At 50.9% G+C, this 15,382-nt stretch carries 14 protein-coding genes; 4 read left to right on the plus strand and 10 right to left on the minus strand.

Features of this window, described 5'->3' with window-relative positions:
• Positions 1-108 precede the first annotated feature (108 nt).
• On the plus strand, positions 109-1,383 hold the full coding sequence (locus tag L3N51_RS08880) for an MFS transporter (RefSeq protein ID WP_238026798.1): 1,275 nt from the start codon (positions 109-111) through the stop codon (positions 1,381-1,383).
• Positions 1,384-1,531: 148 nt separating this feature from the next.
• Here L3N51_RS08880 and L3N51_RS08885 read toward each other — a convergent pair whose 3' ends face one another.
• Complete coding sequence (locus tag L3N51_RS08885; protein ID WP_238026799.1) at positions 1,532-2,983, minus strand: MFS transporter; 1,452 nt, start codon at positions 2,981-2,983, stop codon at positions 1,532-1,534.
• 144 nt (positions 2,984-3,127) lie between these two features.
• Positions 3,128-3,868 (minus strand): NAD-dependent protein deacetylase, encoded by a 741-nt coding sequence (gene cobB / locus L3N51_RS08890; RefSeq protein ID WP_238026800.1) that lies wholly within the window; start codon positions 3,866-3,868, stop codon positions 3,128-3,130.
• A 155-nt stretch (positions 3,869-4,023) separates the two neighbouring features.
• Between cobB and L3N51_RS08895 the strand changes: the two genes are divergently transcribed.
• Positions 4,024-4,785, plus strand: a complete 762-nt coding sequence (locus L3N51_RS08895) for a sulfite exporter TauE/SafE family protein (RefSeq protein WP_238026801.1) — start codon at positions 4,024-4,026, stop codon at positions 4,783-4,785.
• Positions 4,786-4,948: 163 nt separating this feature from the next.
• Here the strand turns inward: L3N51_RS08895 and L3N51_RS08900 are convergent, their stop codons facing one another.
• Both L3N51_RS08900 and L3N51_RS08905 read right to left on the minus strand, forming a co-directional pair.
• Positions 4,949-6,514: an ATP-binding protein gene (locus L3N51_RS08900; RefSeq protein ID WP_238026802.1), complete on the minus strand. Its 1,566-nt coding sequence runs from the start codon at positions 6,512-6,514 to the stop codon at positions 4,949-4,951.
• 109 nt (positions 6,515-6,623) lie between these two features.
• On the minus strand, positions 6,624-7,634 hold the full coding sequence (locus L3N51_RS08905; RefSeq protein WP_238026811.1) for a DNA double-strand break repair nuclease NurA: 1,011 nt from the start codon (positions 7,632-7,634) through the stop codon (positions 6,624-6,626).
• A 569-nt stretch (positions 7,635-8,203) separates the two neighbouring features.
• On the opposite strand from L3N51_RS08905, the gene L3N51_RS08910 reads away from it, so the two are divergent.
• Positions 8,204-9,283, plus strand: coding sequence for an AAA family ATPase (locus L3N51_RS08910; protein ID WP_238026803.1), 1,080 nt, complete (start codon positions 8,204-8,206; stop codon positions 9,281-9,283).
• Between the two features lie 273 nt (positions 9,284-9,556).
• Here L3N51_RS08910 and L3N51_RS08915 read toward each other — a convergent pair whose 3' ends face one another.
• The 4 genes from L3N51_RS08915 to L3N51_RS08930 all read right to left on the minus strand — a co-directional run bounded on the left by L3N51_RS08915 (position 9,557) and on the right by L3N51_RS08930 (position 12,377).
• A complete protein-coding gene (locus L3N51_RS08915; protein WP_238026804.1) occupies positions 9,557-10,039 on the minus strand; it encodes a hypothetical protein in 483 nt (160 codons plus the stop codon).
• Between the two features lie 105 nt (positions 10,040-10,144).
• Positions 10,145-10,717 carry an ADP-ribose-binding protein gene (locus L3N51_RS08920; protein ID WP_238026805.1) on the minus strand — a complete coding sequence of 191 codons (573 nt, stop codon included), beginning with the start codon at positions 10,715-10,717 and terminating at the stop codon, positions 10,145-10,147.
• A 44-nt stretch (positions 10,718-10,761) separates the two neighbouring features.
• A complete protein-coding gene (locus L3N51_RS08925; protein WP_238026806.1) occupies positions 10,762-11,421 on the minus strand; it encodes a hypothetical protein in 660 nt (219 codons plus the stop codon).
• Between the two features lie 44 nt (positions 11,422-11,465).
• Positions 11,466-12,377, minus strand: coding sequence for an Hsp20/alpha crystallin family protein (locus L3N51_RS08930; protein ID WP_238026807.1), 912 nt, complete (start codon positions 12,375-12,377; stop codon positions 11,466-11,468).
• Positions 12,378-12,516: 139 nt separating this feature from the next.
• Here L3N51_RS08930 and cas6 point away from each other — a divergent pair, with 139 nt between their 5' ends.
• Positions 12,517-13,389 (plus strand): CRISPR system precrRNA processing endoribonuclease RAMP protein Cas6, encoded by an 873-nt coding sequence (cas6, locus tag L3N51_RS08935; RefSeq protein WP_238026808.1) that lies wholly within the window; start codon positions 12,517-12,519, stop codon positions 13,387-13,389.
• Between the two features lie 101 nt (positions 13,390-13,490).
• On the opposite strand, the gene L3N51_RS08940 is transcribed toward cas6, so the two are convergent.
• Together L3N51_RS08940 and L3N51_RS08945 are read right to left on the minus strand one after the other, a co-directional pair.
• On the minus strand, positions 13,491-13,826 hold the full coding sequence (locus tag L3N51_RS08940) for a nucleotidyltransferase domain-containing protein (protein ID WP_238026809.1): 336 nt from the start codon (positions 13,824-13,826) through the stop codon (positions 13,491-13,493).
• Complete coding sequence (locus L3N51_RS08945) at positions 13,802-14,188, minus strand: HEPN domain-containing protein (RefSeq protein WP_238026810.1); 387 nt, start codon at positions 14,186-14,188, stop codon at positions 13,802-13,804. The genes L3N51_RS08940 and L3N51_RS08945 overlap by 25 nt, the downstream gene beginning before the upstream one ends.
• Between the last annotated feature and the right edge of the window lie 1,194 nt (positions 14,189-15,382).

Below are 15,382 nucleotides of genomic sequence, written 5' to 3' on the forward strand. Positions count from 1 at the left end.
AGGTTGGCCACTTAACGATGAACCTCCACTCACCCCACTAAACTCGTCTTGACGAATTCTCTATCCTCATCCCTGAAAGCATTTAAGGGTGGACTGAAAGAGAAGAGTGTGTCTAGTCCTCCCGGAAAGCTAAAATCCTTCTTCGTTTCCTCCGCTGGATTTCTTCTGGACGGATACGATCTATCCGTGATATCCTTTGCGCTTCTTTTCCTCCCCAAGGAACTCCATCTGAGTCCACTGCAGGAGGGGTTGGTGAGCTCAGCATCCCTCATGGGAATGATAGTAGGTTCAGTGCTACTGGGACTTCTCTCTGACAGGATGGGGAGGAAGAAGCTCATGGGATTTGACCTGGCCATCTTCACGGTTTTCGCCATTACCTCTGCGCTTTCACAGAACTTCCTGGAGCTATTCCTCTCCAGGTTACTGCTAGGCGTTGGTATTGGTGGAGATTATCCCCTGAGCAGTTCCCTCATGGCAGAGTACTCACCCTCAAAGTCCAGGGGAAGGTATCTGGTAGGGGCGGTCTCCATGTACTGGGTGGGAACCCTGCTTTCCGCAGTGGTTAACCTGGTGTTTCTCCCCACAGGGGGATACTTCTGGAGGTATTCCTTCGCGTTTGGTGCGCTTCTCTCCATTCCAGTGATAGTGGCCAGGTTCTCCCTTCCTGAGTCTCCCAGGTGGTTAATAAGTAAGGGTAAGCTGAGCGGTGAGGGTATGCCAACGCAGGAGGAGGAGAACAAGGGAGTGAGGGGGTTCCTGGACCTGTTCAGAATTAAGTTACTTCCCTACCTCCTCCTCGTCTCAACCATCTGGTTCCTGTTTGATGTGGCATCTTACGGCATAGGACTGTATTACCCCGCCATTTTCAGGGAATTCTCGCTTCCCTCCAACTACGAGGTAATTTACGCCACCATGATAATTGCAGTTGGGGCAATTGTTGGGTACGTCCTTGCAGAGGTAGCCATAGATTCCATGGGAAGAAGGGCGGTCCTCCTGACTGGATTGGGGGTAATGGCCCTGCTCCTTGGCGCAGGAGGCCTCCTCAAGATAACCGGGGTCGCTCTCGTACCCTATTTTGCGGTGTTCGTGGCCATGGAGCAGTGGGCAGGGGCCGTAACGCTCTTCTATCCAGCTGAGGTTTTCCCTACCCCTGTGAGGTCCTCCGCTCAGGGATTCGCAACTGCGGTGAGCAGGATGGGAGCGGTCCTGGGGGTGGTTTTCTTCCCGAGCATGGTCAAGGCCCTCGGGCTGTCCAGTTCACTTCTGGTGTTCTCGGTAATCTCTGCAATAGCCCTCGGGATGGCCCTCCTGTTGAGGGAGACTAAAAGGAAGGAACTGGAGGAGGTGTCCCTGGGATTAAAGGAAGTGAAAAGCAGGCAATGAGGTCCTGTACTTGCTGTGGAAGTGTAAGTCCATTGCTACGGGAAGGTCTAACACGAGACTGGGGAAGTCTGTGCTTGCAAGAAATGAAAGAATCAATTTTCACTATTGAAAAGTTCCTGACCTTGAGAATCCCCAAGGACGTGAAAAATCATCCTGGGTGTCTGGCCTCAATGGCCTCCTTCTTCACCTCCTGTCTAGCCTTTATGACGTAGTTCTTCGTGAAGAGAGACGCTATCAGGCTGAAGAACATGAGGACTATGGCAACCATGTACATGTAGTGAAAGGCCGAGTAATCCGGTACCTGTGCCACCGGGAAGAACTGACCATTCACATCATACAACAACCAGGTAGTGTAGGTATCCATGAAAACAGTGGATATCACTGGCCCTATGGCGCTCCCAATGGTCCTGATCAGGGTATTCATTCCTATTCCTATTCCCCTCTGCTCCTCAGGTAGAGCTACAGCGACCATGTTAACCAGCGGAATTATCAAGTTTACCAGCCCCGCTGCGGCCACGATCACGTCAAACAGCACCTCATACTCATTGTATCTGAAGGTGTCCAGTAAGAAGTATCCAAGCATGCTAACCAGGGACCCTACCACGAGAAGGGGTTTGGGACCTATTACGTTAATTGCCCTGCCCACAACGGGGCCCAGGGTCATCATGACCAGGGCCACAGGCGCCATGAGAAGGCCAGATTCAATTATGGTCAGGCCCAGTCCGTAGGGTTGAGGTAACTGGAGATAGTAAACCAGTCCCGTAAACATCAGGAACATTCCTGTGCCTGAGATGAGGCCGGCCACGTTCGCTACCATGAGATTCCTCACCTTAAAGAGGTCAAGCCTCATTAACGGTTCAGAGGTCCTCCTTTCAACCATCACAAAAATGGGGAAAGCCACCACTGACACCACAATCAGGGAAATCTGGCTCAGGGTCGTCCATCCTACGTTTGGGCCGTTGGACAGGTAAACCAGAAGGGGCACCACAGTGAGCATGAGAAAGGTTGCACCTAGGTAGTCTATCTTCTCCCTAGTTTTCTCAGGAATCTCCACGATGAACTTGGCCGAGATGGCAAGAAGGATCACGGATAGGATGAAAGCTGTGTGAAAGGCGTAGGGCCATCCCAGATCCTGAACTATGTATGAACCCACAAGAAGGCCCAGGGCAGGACCTGCGGCCAGCGTCGCGCTGAGGATTCCCTGAGCCCATGCAACCCTCTCCTTGGGAAAGAGGTCAGTGATTATGGCTATTGCCAGAGGAAAGGTGGAGTAACCTATACCCTGAACTCCCCTTGAGAAGATAAGGAAGTAGATGTTGGGTGAGAAACCGGCCATGAGAACAGCAAGCGAATAGAACCCAATGGAGATGAGGTAAACCTTCTTCTTACCGTATCTATCTCCTAGTTTGCCGAAAATGGGAGACGCCACAGCCCCAACGATGAGATAGGCCGAGGTTACCCACGCAACTGTCGTCGCTGTGGTGGAGAATTGATCCTCTATCTTGGGTAACGCTGGTATGACCATGGTCTCCACATAGTTCACTAGCATCAACATGAGGGTGAGGGAGAGAAGAGTTCTTGTAACTCCCCTGGGATTCATGACAAGAAAATGTTTTTGCGCGAATTAAACTTTTCGATATATCTTTTAGATCGAGTTTTTAAAGCGCAAGAACCGGTCAGGATTAGTTAGGGAAGGAAAATGAACCAAAGAAAACTCCGCGTTCGGAGTGAACGGTGAAACCTCTCAATTGCTTAATCCCACAATCTCCTTGACTCTTTTCACAGTTTTGGGAAGGACCTCCTCCACCCTCTCCCTAATGACCAGATCCGCCACGTGATCTAGGGGAGTCTCCTCCATGTTTATGATTACAAGCCTCCCACCGTTCTCCTTCACCACCTGTGGAATCAGGTTCGCGGGGTAAACCGTCAGGGAAGATCCAACCACTAGAACCAGGTCTGACTCCTGAGCGATTGTTAAGGCCTCCCCTATCCGGTGTACTGGCTCGTCAAAGAGCACCACTGCGGGCCTTATGAGACCTCCGCACTGGCAACGGGGTGGTAACTCTCCACTCTGTACCTTCTCCAGAACCTCCCGTCTCTCAAATTGCCTCCCGCACTCCTCACAGTAGAATCTCCGGGAGGTACCGTGAAGCTCTATCACGTTCCTTGAACCGGCATCCTGATGAAGTCCGTCTATGTTCTGCGTGATCACGTACTTGATGAGGCCCATCCTCTCCAGCTCCGCCAGCGCGTAATGGGCAGGGTTAGGGGAGACCGAGTCCATGGCCCTTAACCTGAAGGCGTAGAACTCCCAGAACCCCCTGGGGTCGCTTTTAAGGTAAGAGGCGGAGGAGAGTTCCTGCGGATATTTCTTCCATAGGCCCTGGGGACCCCTGAAGTCAGGTATTCCGGAGGGAGTACTTATCCCAGCACCGGTGAAGGCGATCCCGTGAGTGGAGGTGAGGAGCAGTTCAGCGAGTTCCATGAGTTACTCTCCTCCCTTCATGTTTTAACTCTTTGGGAGTCTTAACCTGCAAGCACTTCATCCTTGAGGGCGGAGTAGTTCATGCTTTCGCGACACTCGAGACGCTACCTGGATCACTAGGAATATTAATCCGTTTAGTTTGTTAGATGGTTATCATGATATCGATATTAATCCTCGTACTCGTTGGAATTGCCGTTGGTGCGTTGACGGGAATTACGGGATCAAGTGGCGTCCTGATCGTAGTACCTGCCCTGTCCTACCTTGGGTTGAGCTTTGTTGATTCCGTAGGCTCAAGCCTCTGGGTCGACATAATCACCACACTCTCAGTCATATTCGTTTATTTCAGGCACGGGAACGTGGACCTCAGGACCTCCCTGTTGATGGGTGTTGGGGCAATTCTGGGAGCCCAGCTTGGATCAAGGATTGCCTTCATCACTCCAGATAAATTGCTGGAGGGAACCTTCACGGTCTTCACCGCAGTGATGGCCTACATCTCCTTCCGGAGATCCAGAAATCCGTCCCTGAAGATCAGAAGAAGGAATCTGGGACTCTGGGGCTACGTACTGGCTCCTGTCATGAGCGTGATCATAGGAGTCGTGACAGGAACGCTGGGAGCCAGTGGGGGAATCATGTTCATTGCAGTGATGATGATACTTTTCTCCATGGACGTGAAGAAAATGATAGGGACTGCAACGCTGGCCATGTTATTATCTGCATTGAGCGGTGGACTGGCATATTCCCTCGCGGATAGGGTGAACCTCCTTGCTTCACTGGTGATAGGGATCACCGCGCTTATCTCTGGCTACTTCTTCGCCAGGCTGGCCAACGGTATGAAGCCCTCTCATATGTACATGTTCCTGGGTAGCGTTTTCGTGATAACTTCCCTCAGCGAGGTGCTCAGGATAATTCCCGCCTGATTTAGCACGGGATGCCGGTTGGGAGATACATTGGTAGTTTTGATTGCTTTTATAGTGGCGTGGACACTATTCACAGAACACTGTTAAAAACCACACAAAGCACCAATCACCACGACAGGCGTCAGGCCTCCATGCTTTTTTGCTGAGGTCTGACCGTTGCACATCACTGATACTTGTCAGTTCTGAACACCAGATCCTGTACCTTGAGGGAGAAGGTTCTCATAACCGCGTAACCCGGAGGAGAGGCCTGAAGGATCTTGGCGTACTCTTCCATACCGATCTTCTCCAGTGCATCCTCATCTGCCCTCATGGCAATCTTGGTGTTGGTCAGGGTAAGGATGAGATCATTGAGGTCCGTTGGCCTGTGAGTAGCTAGCACTGCTCCAATTCCCCTGACCCTTCCCAGCCTCAATATTCTGTTTATTAGCCTTTCCAGCCCCTCCTTTTCCTCATCTCGCCTTGATTGAGGGAAGTACTCATGAGCCTCGTCAAACACCAGAAGATAGGGCGTCTCTACTCCCTCGTTCTTATACCTGGAATCTATCAACCTGAATATCCGATCCACCACGAGAAAGGCCGTCGTTGTCGCAGTGGACACTCCCTTCTCCATCACCCACCTCAGGTCCACGATGGCCTTCCTCCTCACAAGGTCCTCGTAGTCAGGTTCTCCCAGATATCCCCCCTCCAGGGGGATGTCCAGAATTCCCGTTTCCTGCAACATAATCACTGACCTTCTAATGTTCTCCGCCGTGGTTTGATGTACGTGAAACTCGCTGAAAAGAGGGTTGCACTCCTCGATCCAGTTATCAATCTCCGTGAGGCAGTTTTCAGCAATCATCTTGAAGAAGTAGGCTCCCTGTCCCGAGAAGATGGGCGAGACATCGGGGATCTCCCTGTACGTCTCTCTCAACCTGAACCCCATCAGTTCCACGTAAAAGGTCCTCTCCCCGTTGGTGAGGGTAACCCTCTGCCCATCAACGCTGGCTATTTTGTAGTCCTGCAGGTTACTTCTCCTCAAGAAAAGGGAGATGAAATCTGTCACCCTCCCCATCTCCCTGGTCACGGGAACCAGGACGGTTCCCCCAATCGTGGCCATCGTCCTCACGTAATCGCCCTGAATATCGAAGGCGAGGACGGGGATATTGCTCCTGGTTATCAGGAGGCGAAGAAGGTTGGTCTTACCCGCGCCAGTGGTCCCCACCACGAGGACGTGGTGTCGCAATGCCTCCCCGGTGAGGTTCACTGGAACGTCCAGAAGCTTATACCCCTCTACCAGTTTCCCTACGGTGATTCCATCAGGTGGTAAACCCAGCATCTCCTTTATGAACTCCGTGTTAGGAACGAAGATGGGACTCTGGGGATCCACTGGGGAACTGGGAGGAACGACCTCGCCCTCCACCTTCTCCGAGAGAAGCTCTATGGTGAGGGATAGAGGCGTGGTTATGGCGGAGGTGTCCTCCACGGGTGAAAGAGCTGGAATCCTGGAAATGGCAAGGATGTCTGCCCTCTCAACTGAGGTTATCCTCCCCAGCATGAGGGTACCGGATACCGGGATGGATATACCCACGTAACTTCCAATGAGGAATTTCCTCTTGAGGTAAACCTCATAGGGGATCTCGGCGCGAATTTCATTGTTGTCCTTCCCGTGGGAGATGGGCGTGACCCTGCTGATCAGTCCCACGACTTCCCCGTACCTGCTGGCCCTGTTCCTGGCTTCCTCAAGGCTCATGGGATTTAAGGAGATTTTTCATTTTTAACTCTTTGGGAGTCACGAAGAGGCCTCATCCCGTGGTTGGCAGTTAGCATCCAGACCACGTTAACGGGATTCCCTCTTTTCACTACCCCATCTCCAGATCCATGTTGGCCTGCTGGAACCTGTTCCAGTCGTCATAGGTGACATCAACCTGTCCCCTGGCATAGATGAACGACAGAACGAAGGTGGATGCGCTCAACTTCCTTGAGAGCCTGTCGGCAGCCTCTATGAAGGCGGGTATACCCCTGTAGGACGCGTGGGCCAGGGACGTGGCCACTCCCTGACATAGCAGATCCCTGGAGGGACTCTCCACTCTGAAGGCTGAATCCCTCACCTTCACGTAAACCATGTAACGTTGAAGTGAAATGCTGGAGAGCTGGAATTCCTCCCTCAATACAGGAGTGATGTAAACCTGTTTTCCCCTTCCCAGTTCCAGGGTCAGCACGTCATCGGTTGGAGCTCCATCCCCTCGCCACAGGTCCTTCACCCTGGAGAGTTTCCTCGACATGGAGAGCCTCTTCACTACTCCCACCAGGCGATCTCTCTTTCTGTCGTGGATCAGCTTCTCGAACGCGGACCTGTATGGTTCACCCACCAGGGGCAGGTAGGGCCCGGGAAAGACGGGACCGTCCACTATGGCAACCCTAGCCCTCTCTATTGCCCTGTTCTCAAGGAATATCCTCAGCTCGTCCAGAATGTTGTCATCCTTGTAACCTGGATCGTAGGGGACCCCGTTGACGTTCCTGGTCCTCACAATGGAGGAGAGCGGTGAGCCCTCTATCATCTCCATAACGTCCTTCGAACCCTTAATCGCAAGGAAGGGGAGGGACGCGTTTAGGGGCACAGTCATGTGTTGCCCCTCCAGGTTGGCGTAAAGGGAGGCCATGTATATGTTGGCCCCCCTCACGGTCATATAACGGGAGGAAGTATCCAGATAGGAGAAGGAGGTGAAGGGTTCACAGTTTTCCAGGGGACCTTCAACCTCAACCGAAGTGGAGTCCTCAACCTCCTGGAGGGTCACGCCCAGAAACAGCTTCTCCTTGGAAAGTCGGGAAAGCGTTGCCATCAGGTCCCTGATTACCTCGTGGACTTCCACCTTGATCAAAAGTGTATATTCCACAAGTATTATAAAGATTGGGACAACTGACCCCTCCAGGGTGGGGTAGCAAGTTCGCGTATAAGTCAGTGAGGACTTTCCCTAATGGAATCAAATTTAACGGAAAATATGGAGATAATTTATTCAGGTTGAGATGGTTGAATCCGCACAGCACCTACTGTTAGGCGTTGCACACGCGATCTGGCCAAGCTCTTCATTGTTTCACGGTCTGTGTCAATACGTCCGGACGCAGTGGTAGATGATCGAGACGCAATTATGACGACTTGAATGTGGAGTGTGGATTTTCTGAAAGAGCCTTATCTATCATGACACCATGGGTTCATCCAAGGCTTATCCTAACTTGATTCATTCAAATACTCCACATACTAACTAGGATGGCGTTGCTCCCAGTTTGGTGGGCCTAGGGCTACGCGGAGAGTATCTGAAAGGATCACGTCAAAACAAGGTTAAACTAAGCTGTGGTCTCAAGATCAGTTTCTCACGAAATCCAAACTGGTGGACAGTTAGATTTAAGTTACAGGGGTGTAACTAAGTTACAGGGGTGTAACTTGCTCTTCGATACGCAACCCAAGGGTTCGCTTGACGATCTTTTCGACAGGGAAGATGAGACGAGAAAACTGCGGGAGAACCTGAGGGAAAGGATGATTGTACTTACGGGACTCAGGAGAGTTGGTAAATCCAGCCTTATCCTCTCAGTGCTCAACTCGCTCAGGTTGAATTACATTTTCGTTGATGTTAGAAAGATTTTCGATTCCAACACTAGGAAGGTTCACGCTCAAAAGCTGGTCGAGGAACTCTACTCCTCATTAACTAAGATTAGTAGGGGAGAACAGGTCAGGGACATACTGAGTAGGCTGAACCTTAGCGTGAAGTGGCCAGTGAAGGTGAACCTAAGGCCTGGAGAAATGGGCAGAGAGTTGAACAACATCCTAACAGTCCTGAACGAGATTGGACTAAAGCAGGGAGGCATCCCGCTCGTGTTCGATGAGGCACAGTACCTGAGATTCTCGACAATTGGGTTGAGGTCCATACTTGCCTACGTCTACGATCACTTGAAGGGGATCAACTTGGTTTTAACCGGGAGTGAGGTGGGACTACTTCACGACTTTTTAGGAGCGGAAGACCCCAGGTCAGAGCTCTACGGAAGATATTACGTTGAGGTTGAGTTGAAGCCATTTAACAGGGAGAGATCCAGGGAGTTCTTGAGGAGGGGATTTGAGGAGCTGGGGATGAGCGTTAGCGACTCCCTGATCGAGAGGGCTGTTGAGGAACTTGATGGGATTGTGGGCTGGCTGGTTTATTTCGGAAAGCTCTACTTGGAGAGGGGCGGTGAGGCAATACAGGAGGTGAAGGAGCTGGGCACCAGGTTAATCAGGGAAGAGTTGCAGGAACTGTTCATGAAGAGTCCCTATTACCTTCCCATAATAAAGTGTGTGGCCAGCCTGGGGAAGGCAAAGTGGAAAAATGTAAAGGATTATCTGGTTGCCTCCACCGGAAGAACCGTGAGCAATACAACCCTGTCAAGGGACCTCAAAAACTTGGTTAAAAACGGATTCTTGGAGAAGATTGATGACGGTTATCGTGTGGCCGATCCCATAGTGAGATACTCTGTACTGGAGGAGTTCTAGTGAAGCTGTGGACTAGTTGAGGTGCGTTCTAAAGTTGGGTCACGGGGTGCGGGATCATTCGCAAGTGGTCATTTTGACACAGAAAAGTTCAGATAGGGATGAAGACTATGTAATTTTGTGATGTTGTTAGGGGTCCGGTTCACGACCATCAAATCCCTTGCGGGATTGAGGCGTCACAAAAAGGGCACTTGGTGAAGCGTGACAAGCAGGACACGGAGTAACCCCGTGAAATTCATAATCCGGACACAAACCGGAGAACGCTATCTCCGCGATTCACTCACCCTTCAGGAGTTTCACCTTCCCTCCCTCAATCTTGACCCTCTTGTCCTTCATGGGACCTCGAGCGTAGGCTGCATACTCCTCTCCCAGGGCACTCCTTATTTCCTCCAGTGTGCTTTCCCCACCCAGGTCCTTGAGAAAATTGATGATCTCCCTCTCCATTATCTCAGGGGTGAGCTCCTCTTCCTCTTCGTTCTCAGCCCTCTTGGTCCTCTTGTACTGTTCGTAGGAGAGCTCGTCAAGCTTAGCGAAGGTCCTAACATGTCTCCTATATGCCTCGATTATCCTGTAGGCGATGTCCAGTGCCTCCTGATCCGAGAGCCTGATCATCTTGTCCCCTGAGTCGTCTCCAATCCTGATGAAGAAACCTCCGTCTATCACGGAGCCGTCCTTTATAATTGGGGACGAGTCTCCAACCCTTATCCACACGGTGGTTCCGTCGTCCCTCTTGTGAACCTTTCTCACTATTATGGCCATTATCATCTCTTTATGCAAGGAAAATATAAAGATTGAACATCCTGATCAATCAGCGTTGATATCTCTGCTCAGACCTTCACGGAGCCAGTCAGGTCGCGAATGGGCTCATGTTTCCTCGTGAGATCCCCGCGATTTCAGCAACCTCATGAACACATCCTCAAAGGTTAAGTATGCCCTCCCGTCGTAGAGGACCACAATCACTTTCTTCAAACTCCTCGGCTTAAACTCCAGGAACACGCGGGCCATCACCTCGGCACAATCCTCGTGAGGATAACCGAATATTCCTGTGGATATGGCCGGAAGTGCCAAGCTCCTTAATCCCAGTTCCTCTGCCTTCTCTAGCGATCTCCTCACGGCTGAGTACAGCTTATCCTTGCCCTCGACCCCATATCTCGGTCCCACGGCGTGAATTACATATCTGGCCCTTAAAGCCCCTGCACTGGTCACCGCCACCTCCCCCACGGGGACGGGACCGTGTTCCAGAACGTACTGATCGCTCTCCCTCTGGATCACGTCTCCTCCTTTCCTCACAATTGCCCATGCCACTCCTCCCCCGTGGGAAAGGTAAGAGTTGGCCGCGTTGACTATGGCATCTACCTCAACTTCCGTTATATCTCCCCTGGTGAGCACCACATCGAAATTGAGGCGGAAGAGCTTCACGAGAGGAAATCCTGGCACATGTTTAAATTCTCATCTCCCCGAAGCCCCTTGCTTGACTTTCCTCACTGAAGAAGCGACTCTACCTCAGATGCGTCCTCCACCTGATATGCCTGGGGAGTGAAGTTACCCTGATCCAAAAGGGGCACGTACTCTATGGCGTCCCTGGTCTTGACCTCAACTCCCTGAAGTTTAAAGAGTCTCCTGGGGTCATCCACGTCCTCCTTCCACACGTGAATGTGGAATCCCCTCCTGGTGGTGATCACCAGTCTCGCCCTGATGCCCTTAAGTTGTCTTAGAACCTCCCTCTCCCTTACGTCAATATCCAGCATGAATATCCTGAAATCCACGTTTCTTGCAAGCTCCGAATGATACAGCTTCATGATATCCATCTTTTCCCCACAGCTCTCCACGAACCTGGCTGTGGCCTTCCTGGAGGCCTTAACGAAGTTTACGGGGTTCAGCAGAAACATGATCTTAACCCATTCTCGCCTCACCGCCACTCCCCTCACCTTGAAGATTTCTGCCCTCTCCCTGATGGCGCTGAGAATCTCGGTGGCCCTCCTGGGATCCCTCTCCGCGACGCGAAAGAGAACCTTGTCCACGTTGACACCCAGTTCCCTCCTTGCCTCGCGATCCCGGGAAATGAGGTAGAAAAGGTAATATTCCTCTTCGCCCAGACTGGGAAGGTAATCGAAGAAGCTGTCGAGGTTCATGGCTTTCATGTTTACACCTACACTTGGGCCACCTTAAGCTAGCCCGCCCCAGCTCACCTGCCTCCCTCCCTCCTCAGATCCACGGTGAGGGTATCGTTCACAACCTTTACCGAGGTAAGCCTCGCCCTCTCGGGCAGGTTCACCATCATCTCCCTATCCTTAACCCTGATCACAAGAGTTATTCCCTCAACGCTCACGCTGACGTCCTCCTCCTTCACGCCCCTCACCTCCATGACCACCAGTATCCTGTCCCCCTTCACTATCACCTCTGGCCTCCTCTTACCTGAAACTAGGTTACTCAGGGTGAACCTCCTCACCACTCCCTCCAGCGTTGAGTTAAAAGCCTCAATCTCCAGGAGAAGTTCGTAAAGGTTATCCCCAAGTTCCTGGTAGCTATTCCTCAACTTCCTCAGCCCCTCGTTCGAACTTCTCAGATCCTGAAGGATCGGGTCCATCCCTGGTTCAATGGCCCTCAGCCTGTCCACCTCCTTGGGATCCAGCGTGGAGCCGTCCCTGACCTTCTCCAGCAACTCGAAGACCTGGTCGTGCTCCTTGAGGAAATCCCTCGCCCTCATCATGCTCTCCAGGGTTCTGGCCCTTACCTCCTTGGTCTCCCTGGATATCTCCCTGTTCCTCTGGGAAAGCTTCTTAAATTTCTCGTCTATCTCCGCCGCCTTCTTCTTTATGTAACCCAGGTCCAGTATGTGGTTCCTGAGGTCTTCCCTGAACTTCCTGAGAATTTCGTCCGGGGCTTCCTGGATTTCGTCTGAGACCTCGTTTACCTCATCCATGTAGAACCTATGCTCACCTAGAAGGGCATCAATCCTGTCCAGGGTCTGGTTCACCCTCTCCAGCGCCTCCTCCATCTCCCCTATCACCTCGTCGTTGGAGAAGATGATGGTGATGATTTCAGCGTATTTCCGGGTCATGGTCTGAACCAGCGAAGCCACGTCATCCTGAGACATGTAATTATCTGGGATACCAAAAATAATAAACCTTGAGTTACGCTGGTGTGAACCGGGAGAGTCTCACGAACGTGTTTCCGGAGTTCCGATCAGGTCACGGTTACCTCATCCTTTTATACCATGAAGAGCTCTATCTTCCATGCAACTCATTAGAATGACCTTCACCGTGACTCCAATGAGCGATGTGGTGCTACCTCCTCTCTCCTCCAAGGTGGTGAAATACCTGATGCTGTCCAATCAGGTTCTCCCATTCCTTCAGGAGATGGTTAAGTCAGGGGAGAAGCAGAAGCCCCTCTTCATCTCCAATCTTGAGATGAACGGTAAGAGGCTGTTCTCCACCGGTGAACCGGTGTCGGTGAAGGGAGGGGTCAGGATGTTTGCCTCGGTTTCATTTCCCTTCACCAAGGAGGCGCTCAACGTTGAGGGAGGAAAGGTGAGCACGCCCTATGGGGAATTTCAGGTATCGCTTAAGGAGATCACGTTCCTTGACGAATCCCCTCCAGCAAGCGTTGAGGGAAACCTGAAGGTGTGGTTCAGGACCCCAACCCTGCTGTCCTCAAAGATCTATCTTCCACCTTTCCTCCAGGAAAAGTACAGGAGGTATAACGCGGGATTCTCACTCATTCCCTCCCCGGGGCTCGTGGTGGCCTCGGCGTATCGCCAGTATCTCGCTGTCCTGGGAAAGACCAGCGGTTACGAGAATGACATGAAAACGTTCAAGCTCACCGTGATGGTGAACGCCCTTTCCAGGGTTGTGGGATACAACCTCCATCCCGTCACAGCTATCATAGGTGAGGATGAGAAGGGAAGGTTGAGGAAGACCAGGGGTGTGATGGGATGGATAGAGTTTGATGTGCCTGGTAGCCTCAAGAGGAGGATAGTGAAGTACCTCGAGGTGGGGTCCTTCCTTGGAATAGGGAGGAGCAGGGGAATTGGACTGGGAGAGATATCGTTCAGGCTCGTGAAAGAAAGGGAGGGTGAGGCGAAACCCGAGGCGGAGAGGACCATGTGAGGCCGAACGAATTATCCAGATTCAGTGTTGTTATCGCGACCTGAGTTCAGTTGAAGTGCAGATGAGAAATTTTCCCTGTCTTGCTTTCACCGTCTCGCGGTTCACAGGTCTTCAGTGTATCCCATCTCCCTTGTCCAGAGGAGTTTAGAATCCCTGGGTAACCTCTCCATCTCCTCCTCATCTAGCACTATGTAATCCACGTTACCCCACACATATTTACCCACCAGGTTCATCCTGTCGAATACGTTCATCCCCTTCACTCCCTTCAGGACAAACACCAGATCAATGTCGCTTGTGTCCAGGTAGTCTCCCCTGGCTCTGCTCCCAAACACGTAAACCTGAGTCAGGGGAAGCTCGTCTTTTAACCTCTCCACAATATCCTTCGCTAACTTCAACATTCTCCTTTGACTCTCTAATGCAGATTTTCCTTTACCCATTCTATCACCTCCTTCGCCCTCGCATACAGATCCTCAGCTATTCCCCTCGTGTACTGCCTAGCCGGAACTCCATTGGCAGCATCGGGGTACCTGGAAATCACGAAATGGGGTGATAGAATCATCGAGTCCTCCTTCACCTTCTGTGGAACCTTGATTCCCTCAATTTCGATCTGGTTAAGTAGCTCCGTTAACGAATGAGTCTTCCCCGGATCCTTACCTAGAAAGAGAAGATAGGCCTTCAGTCCCTTCTCAACTGCCTGCTGAGAGTAGTATGCCGAGGCAAAGAACCTTTCAGCTCTCAACAGAATTTCAGCAACGTTTAGGTCCTCCTCAGCCTGTTCCAGCCAGTCGATGTACCTCATGAGATCTCCTAGGCCTGTTTCTTTAATAACCTTTGCTGACCTTTGCCAAGAATTAGTCCATCCGGTATGTGTGGAAAACTACCTGAGTTGCCAGTTTTGAATTTTTATCCTCTGAGCGTGGGGATGGGTACTGATCAGAGGGCACTGGGTAAAAACTTGCATAAAGTAGTAGTGAATTCCCTGACTTGTTCGGGATCTCGTACCTTCTATTACGAGACAGGCTATCGTTCTCCCTTTTGTACTATGGAGACCTTCTAAAGGTGATCTTCCGCTTCCCGAGACTATGTTTGGCATCACGTGAAAACTTCACCGATCACCTAGAGTCATGATACTCATTTAGTATCTCTTTCCTCTACTCGGAGAACTCATTAGGTAAGCCATGAAACCTGAAGCGAATCGGGGCCTAGTTCGGTTTGTTGTGTATTTCACGTTAAAGACTGCTCAAATACATAATAGTGCTTTACGGATTTTAACGTGGTGAGATATTCTTCAATAAAGTTCGTATTGAAATGAAAATCGTTCATAGATGAGCGATGACATTTACCTTAAAAGTGAAATTTAATTGGAAGATAATTGGGACAGAACTGAAGGACTTTTAGGTAAAATGGACTTGAAGGGATTTTCAGGAAAGTACTATACATAACATGGGTAGCCCACGAATTGCGATATCACCATTAATGTTCCGGCCGGAGCAGGGAAACCTAATAGTCGACCTGACATTCGTTCTCCGAAACTTGAAAGGACAATTACGACTAACTCCTCTCTGGGATCCTGGTCATCCAGGGTTCTTCCTGGAGATTCATTGCTGAATAAAGACCACGTGTAGGAAATAGGAGGACCTCAATGCGCTAAATGCAACCAGTAAATCGTGTCCCTTTATAACGTCATCAGCTACTACCTGGTGTATGGACTTCTAAATGTTGGGCTTGCTGATGGTGATATCCCAGCTCAACCGTATCTTAACGTGGTTCACCCTGATACTCTGCACTCCATATCCAGTTTAATCATTACAACTCACTGAAGTAACATTTTAACCACCAGGAAATGGAGTGTGTCCAACAATATTGCTATAATAGACAAAATTTAAGTTGGGCCAGGACGGGTTGATTCTGGGTGAGAGCGTGAAGATCGCGTCTCTCCCCGTCCTGACCCAGATAATGTGTTACCTTCTCAGGGTTAATAACCTTGAGCCCA

This window comes from Metallosphaera javensis (ex Hofmann et al. 2022), assembly GCF_022064045.1.
Taxonomy (GTDB): Archaea; Thermoproteota; Thermoprotei_A; order Sulfolobales; family Sulfolobaceae; genus Metallosphaera; species Metallosphaera javensis.

Bases quoted from the DNA above. Each gene is read 5' to 3' on its own strand.
- L3N51_RS08895 (WP_238026801.1), top strand. From the start codon at position 4,024: ATGATATCGATATTAATCCTCGTACTCGTTGGAATTGCCGTTGGTGCG.
- L3N51_RS08945 (WP_238026810.1), bottom strand. From the start codon at position 14,188: ATGAGGTACATCGACTGGCTGGAACAGGCTGAGGAGGACCTAAACGTT.
- L3N51_RS08940 (WP_238026809.1), bottom strand. From the start codon at position 13,826: ATGGGTAAAGGAAAATCTGCATTAGAGAGTCAAAGGAGAATGTTGAAG.
- cobB (WP_238026800.1), bottom strand. From the start codon at position 3,868: ATGGAACTCGCTGAACTGCTCCTCACCTCCACTCACGGGATCGCCTTC.
- cas6 (WP_238026808.1), top strand. From the start codon at position 12,517: ATGCAACTCATTAGAATGACCTTCACCGTGACTCCAATGAGCGATGTG.
- L3N51_RS08915 (WP_238026804.1), bottom strand. From the start codon at position 10,039: ATGGCCATAATAGTGAGAAAGGTTCACAAGAGGGACGACGGAACCACC.
- L3N51_RS08885 (WP_238026799.1), bottom strand. From the start codon at position 2,983: ATGAATCCCAGGGGAGTTACAAGAACTCTTCTCTCCCTCACCCTCATG.
- L3N51_RS08930 (WP_238026807.1), bottom strand. From the start codon at position 12,377: ATGTCTCAGGATGACGTGGCTTCGCTGGTTCAGACCATGACCCGGAAA.
- L3N51_RS08900 (WP_238026802.1), bottom strand. From the start codon at position 6,514: ATGAGCCTTGAGGAAGCCAGGAACAGGGCCAGCAGGTACGGGGAAGTC.
- L3N51_RS08925 (WP_238026806.1), bottom strand. From the start codon at position 11,421: ATGAAAGCCATGAACCTCGACAGCTTCTTCGATTACCTTCCCAGTCTG.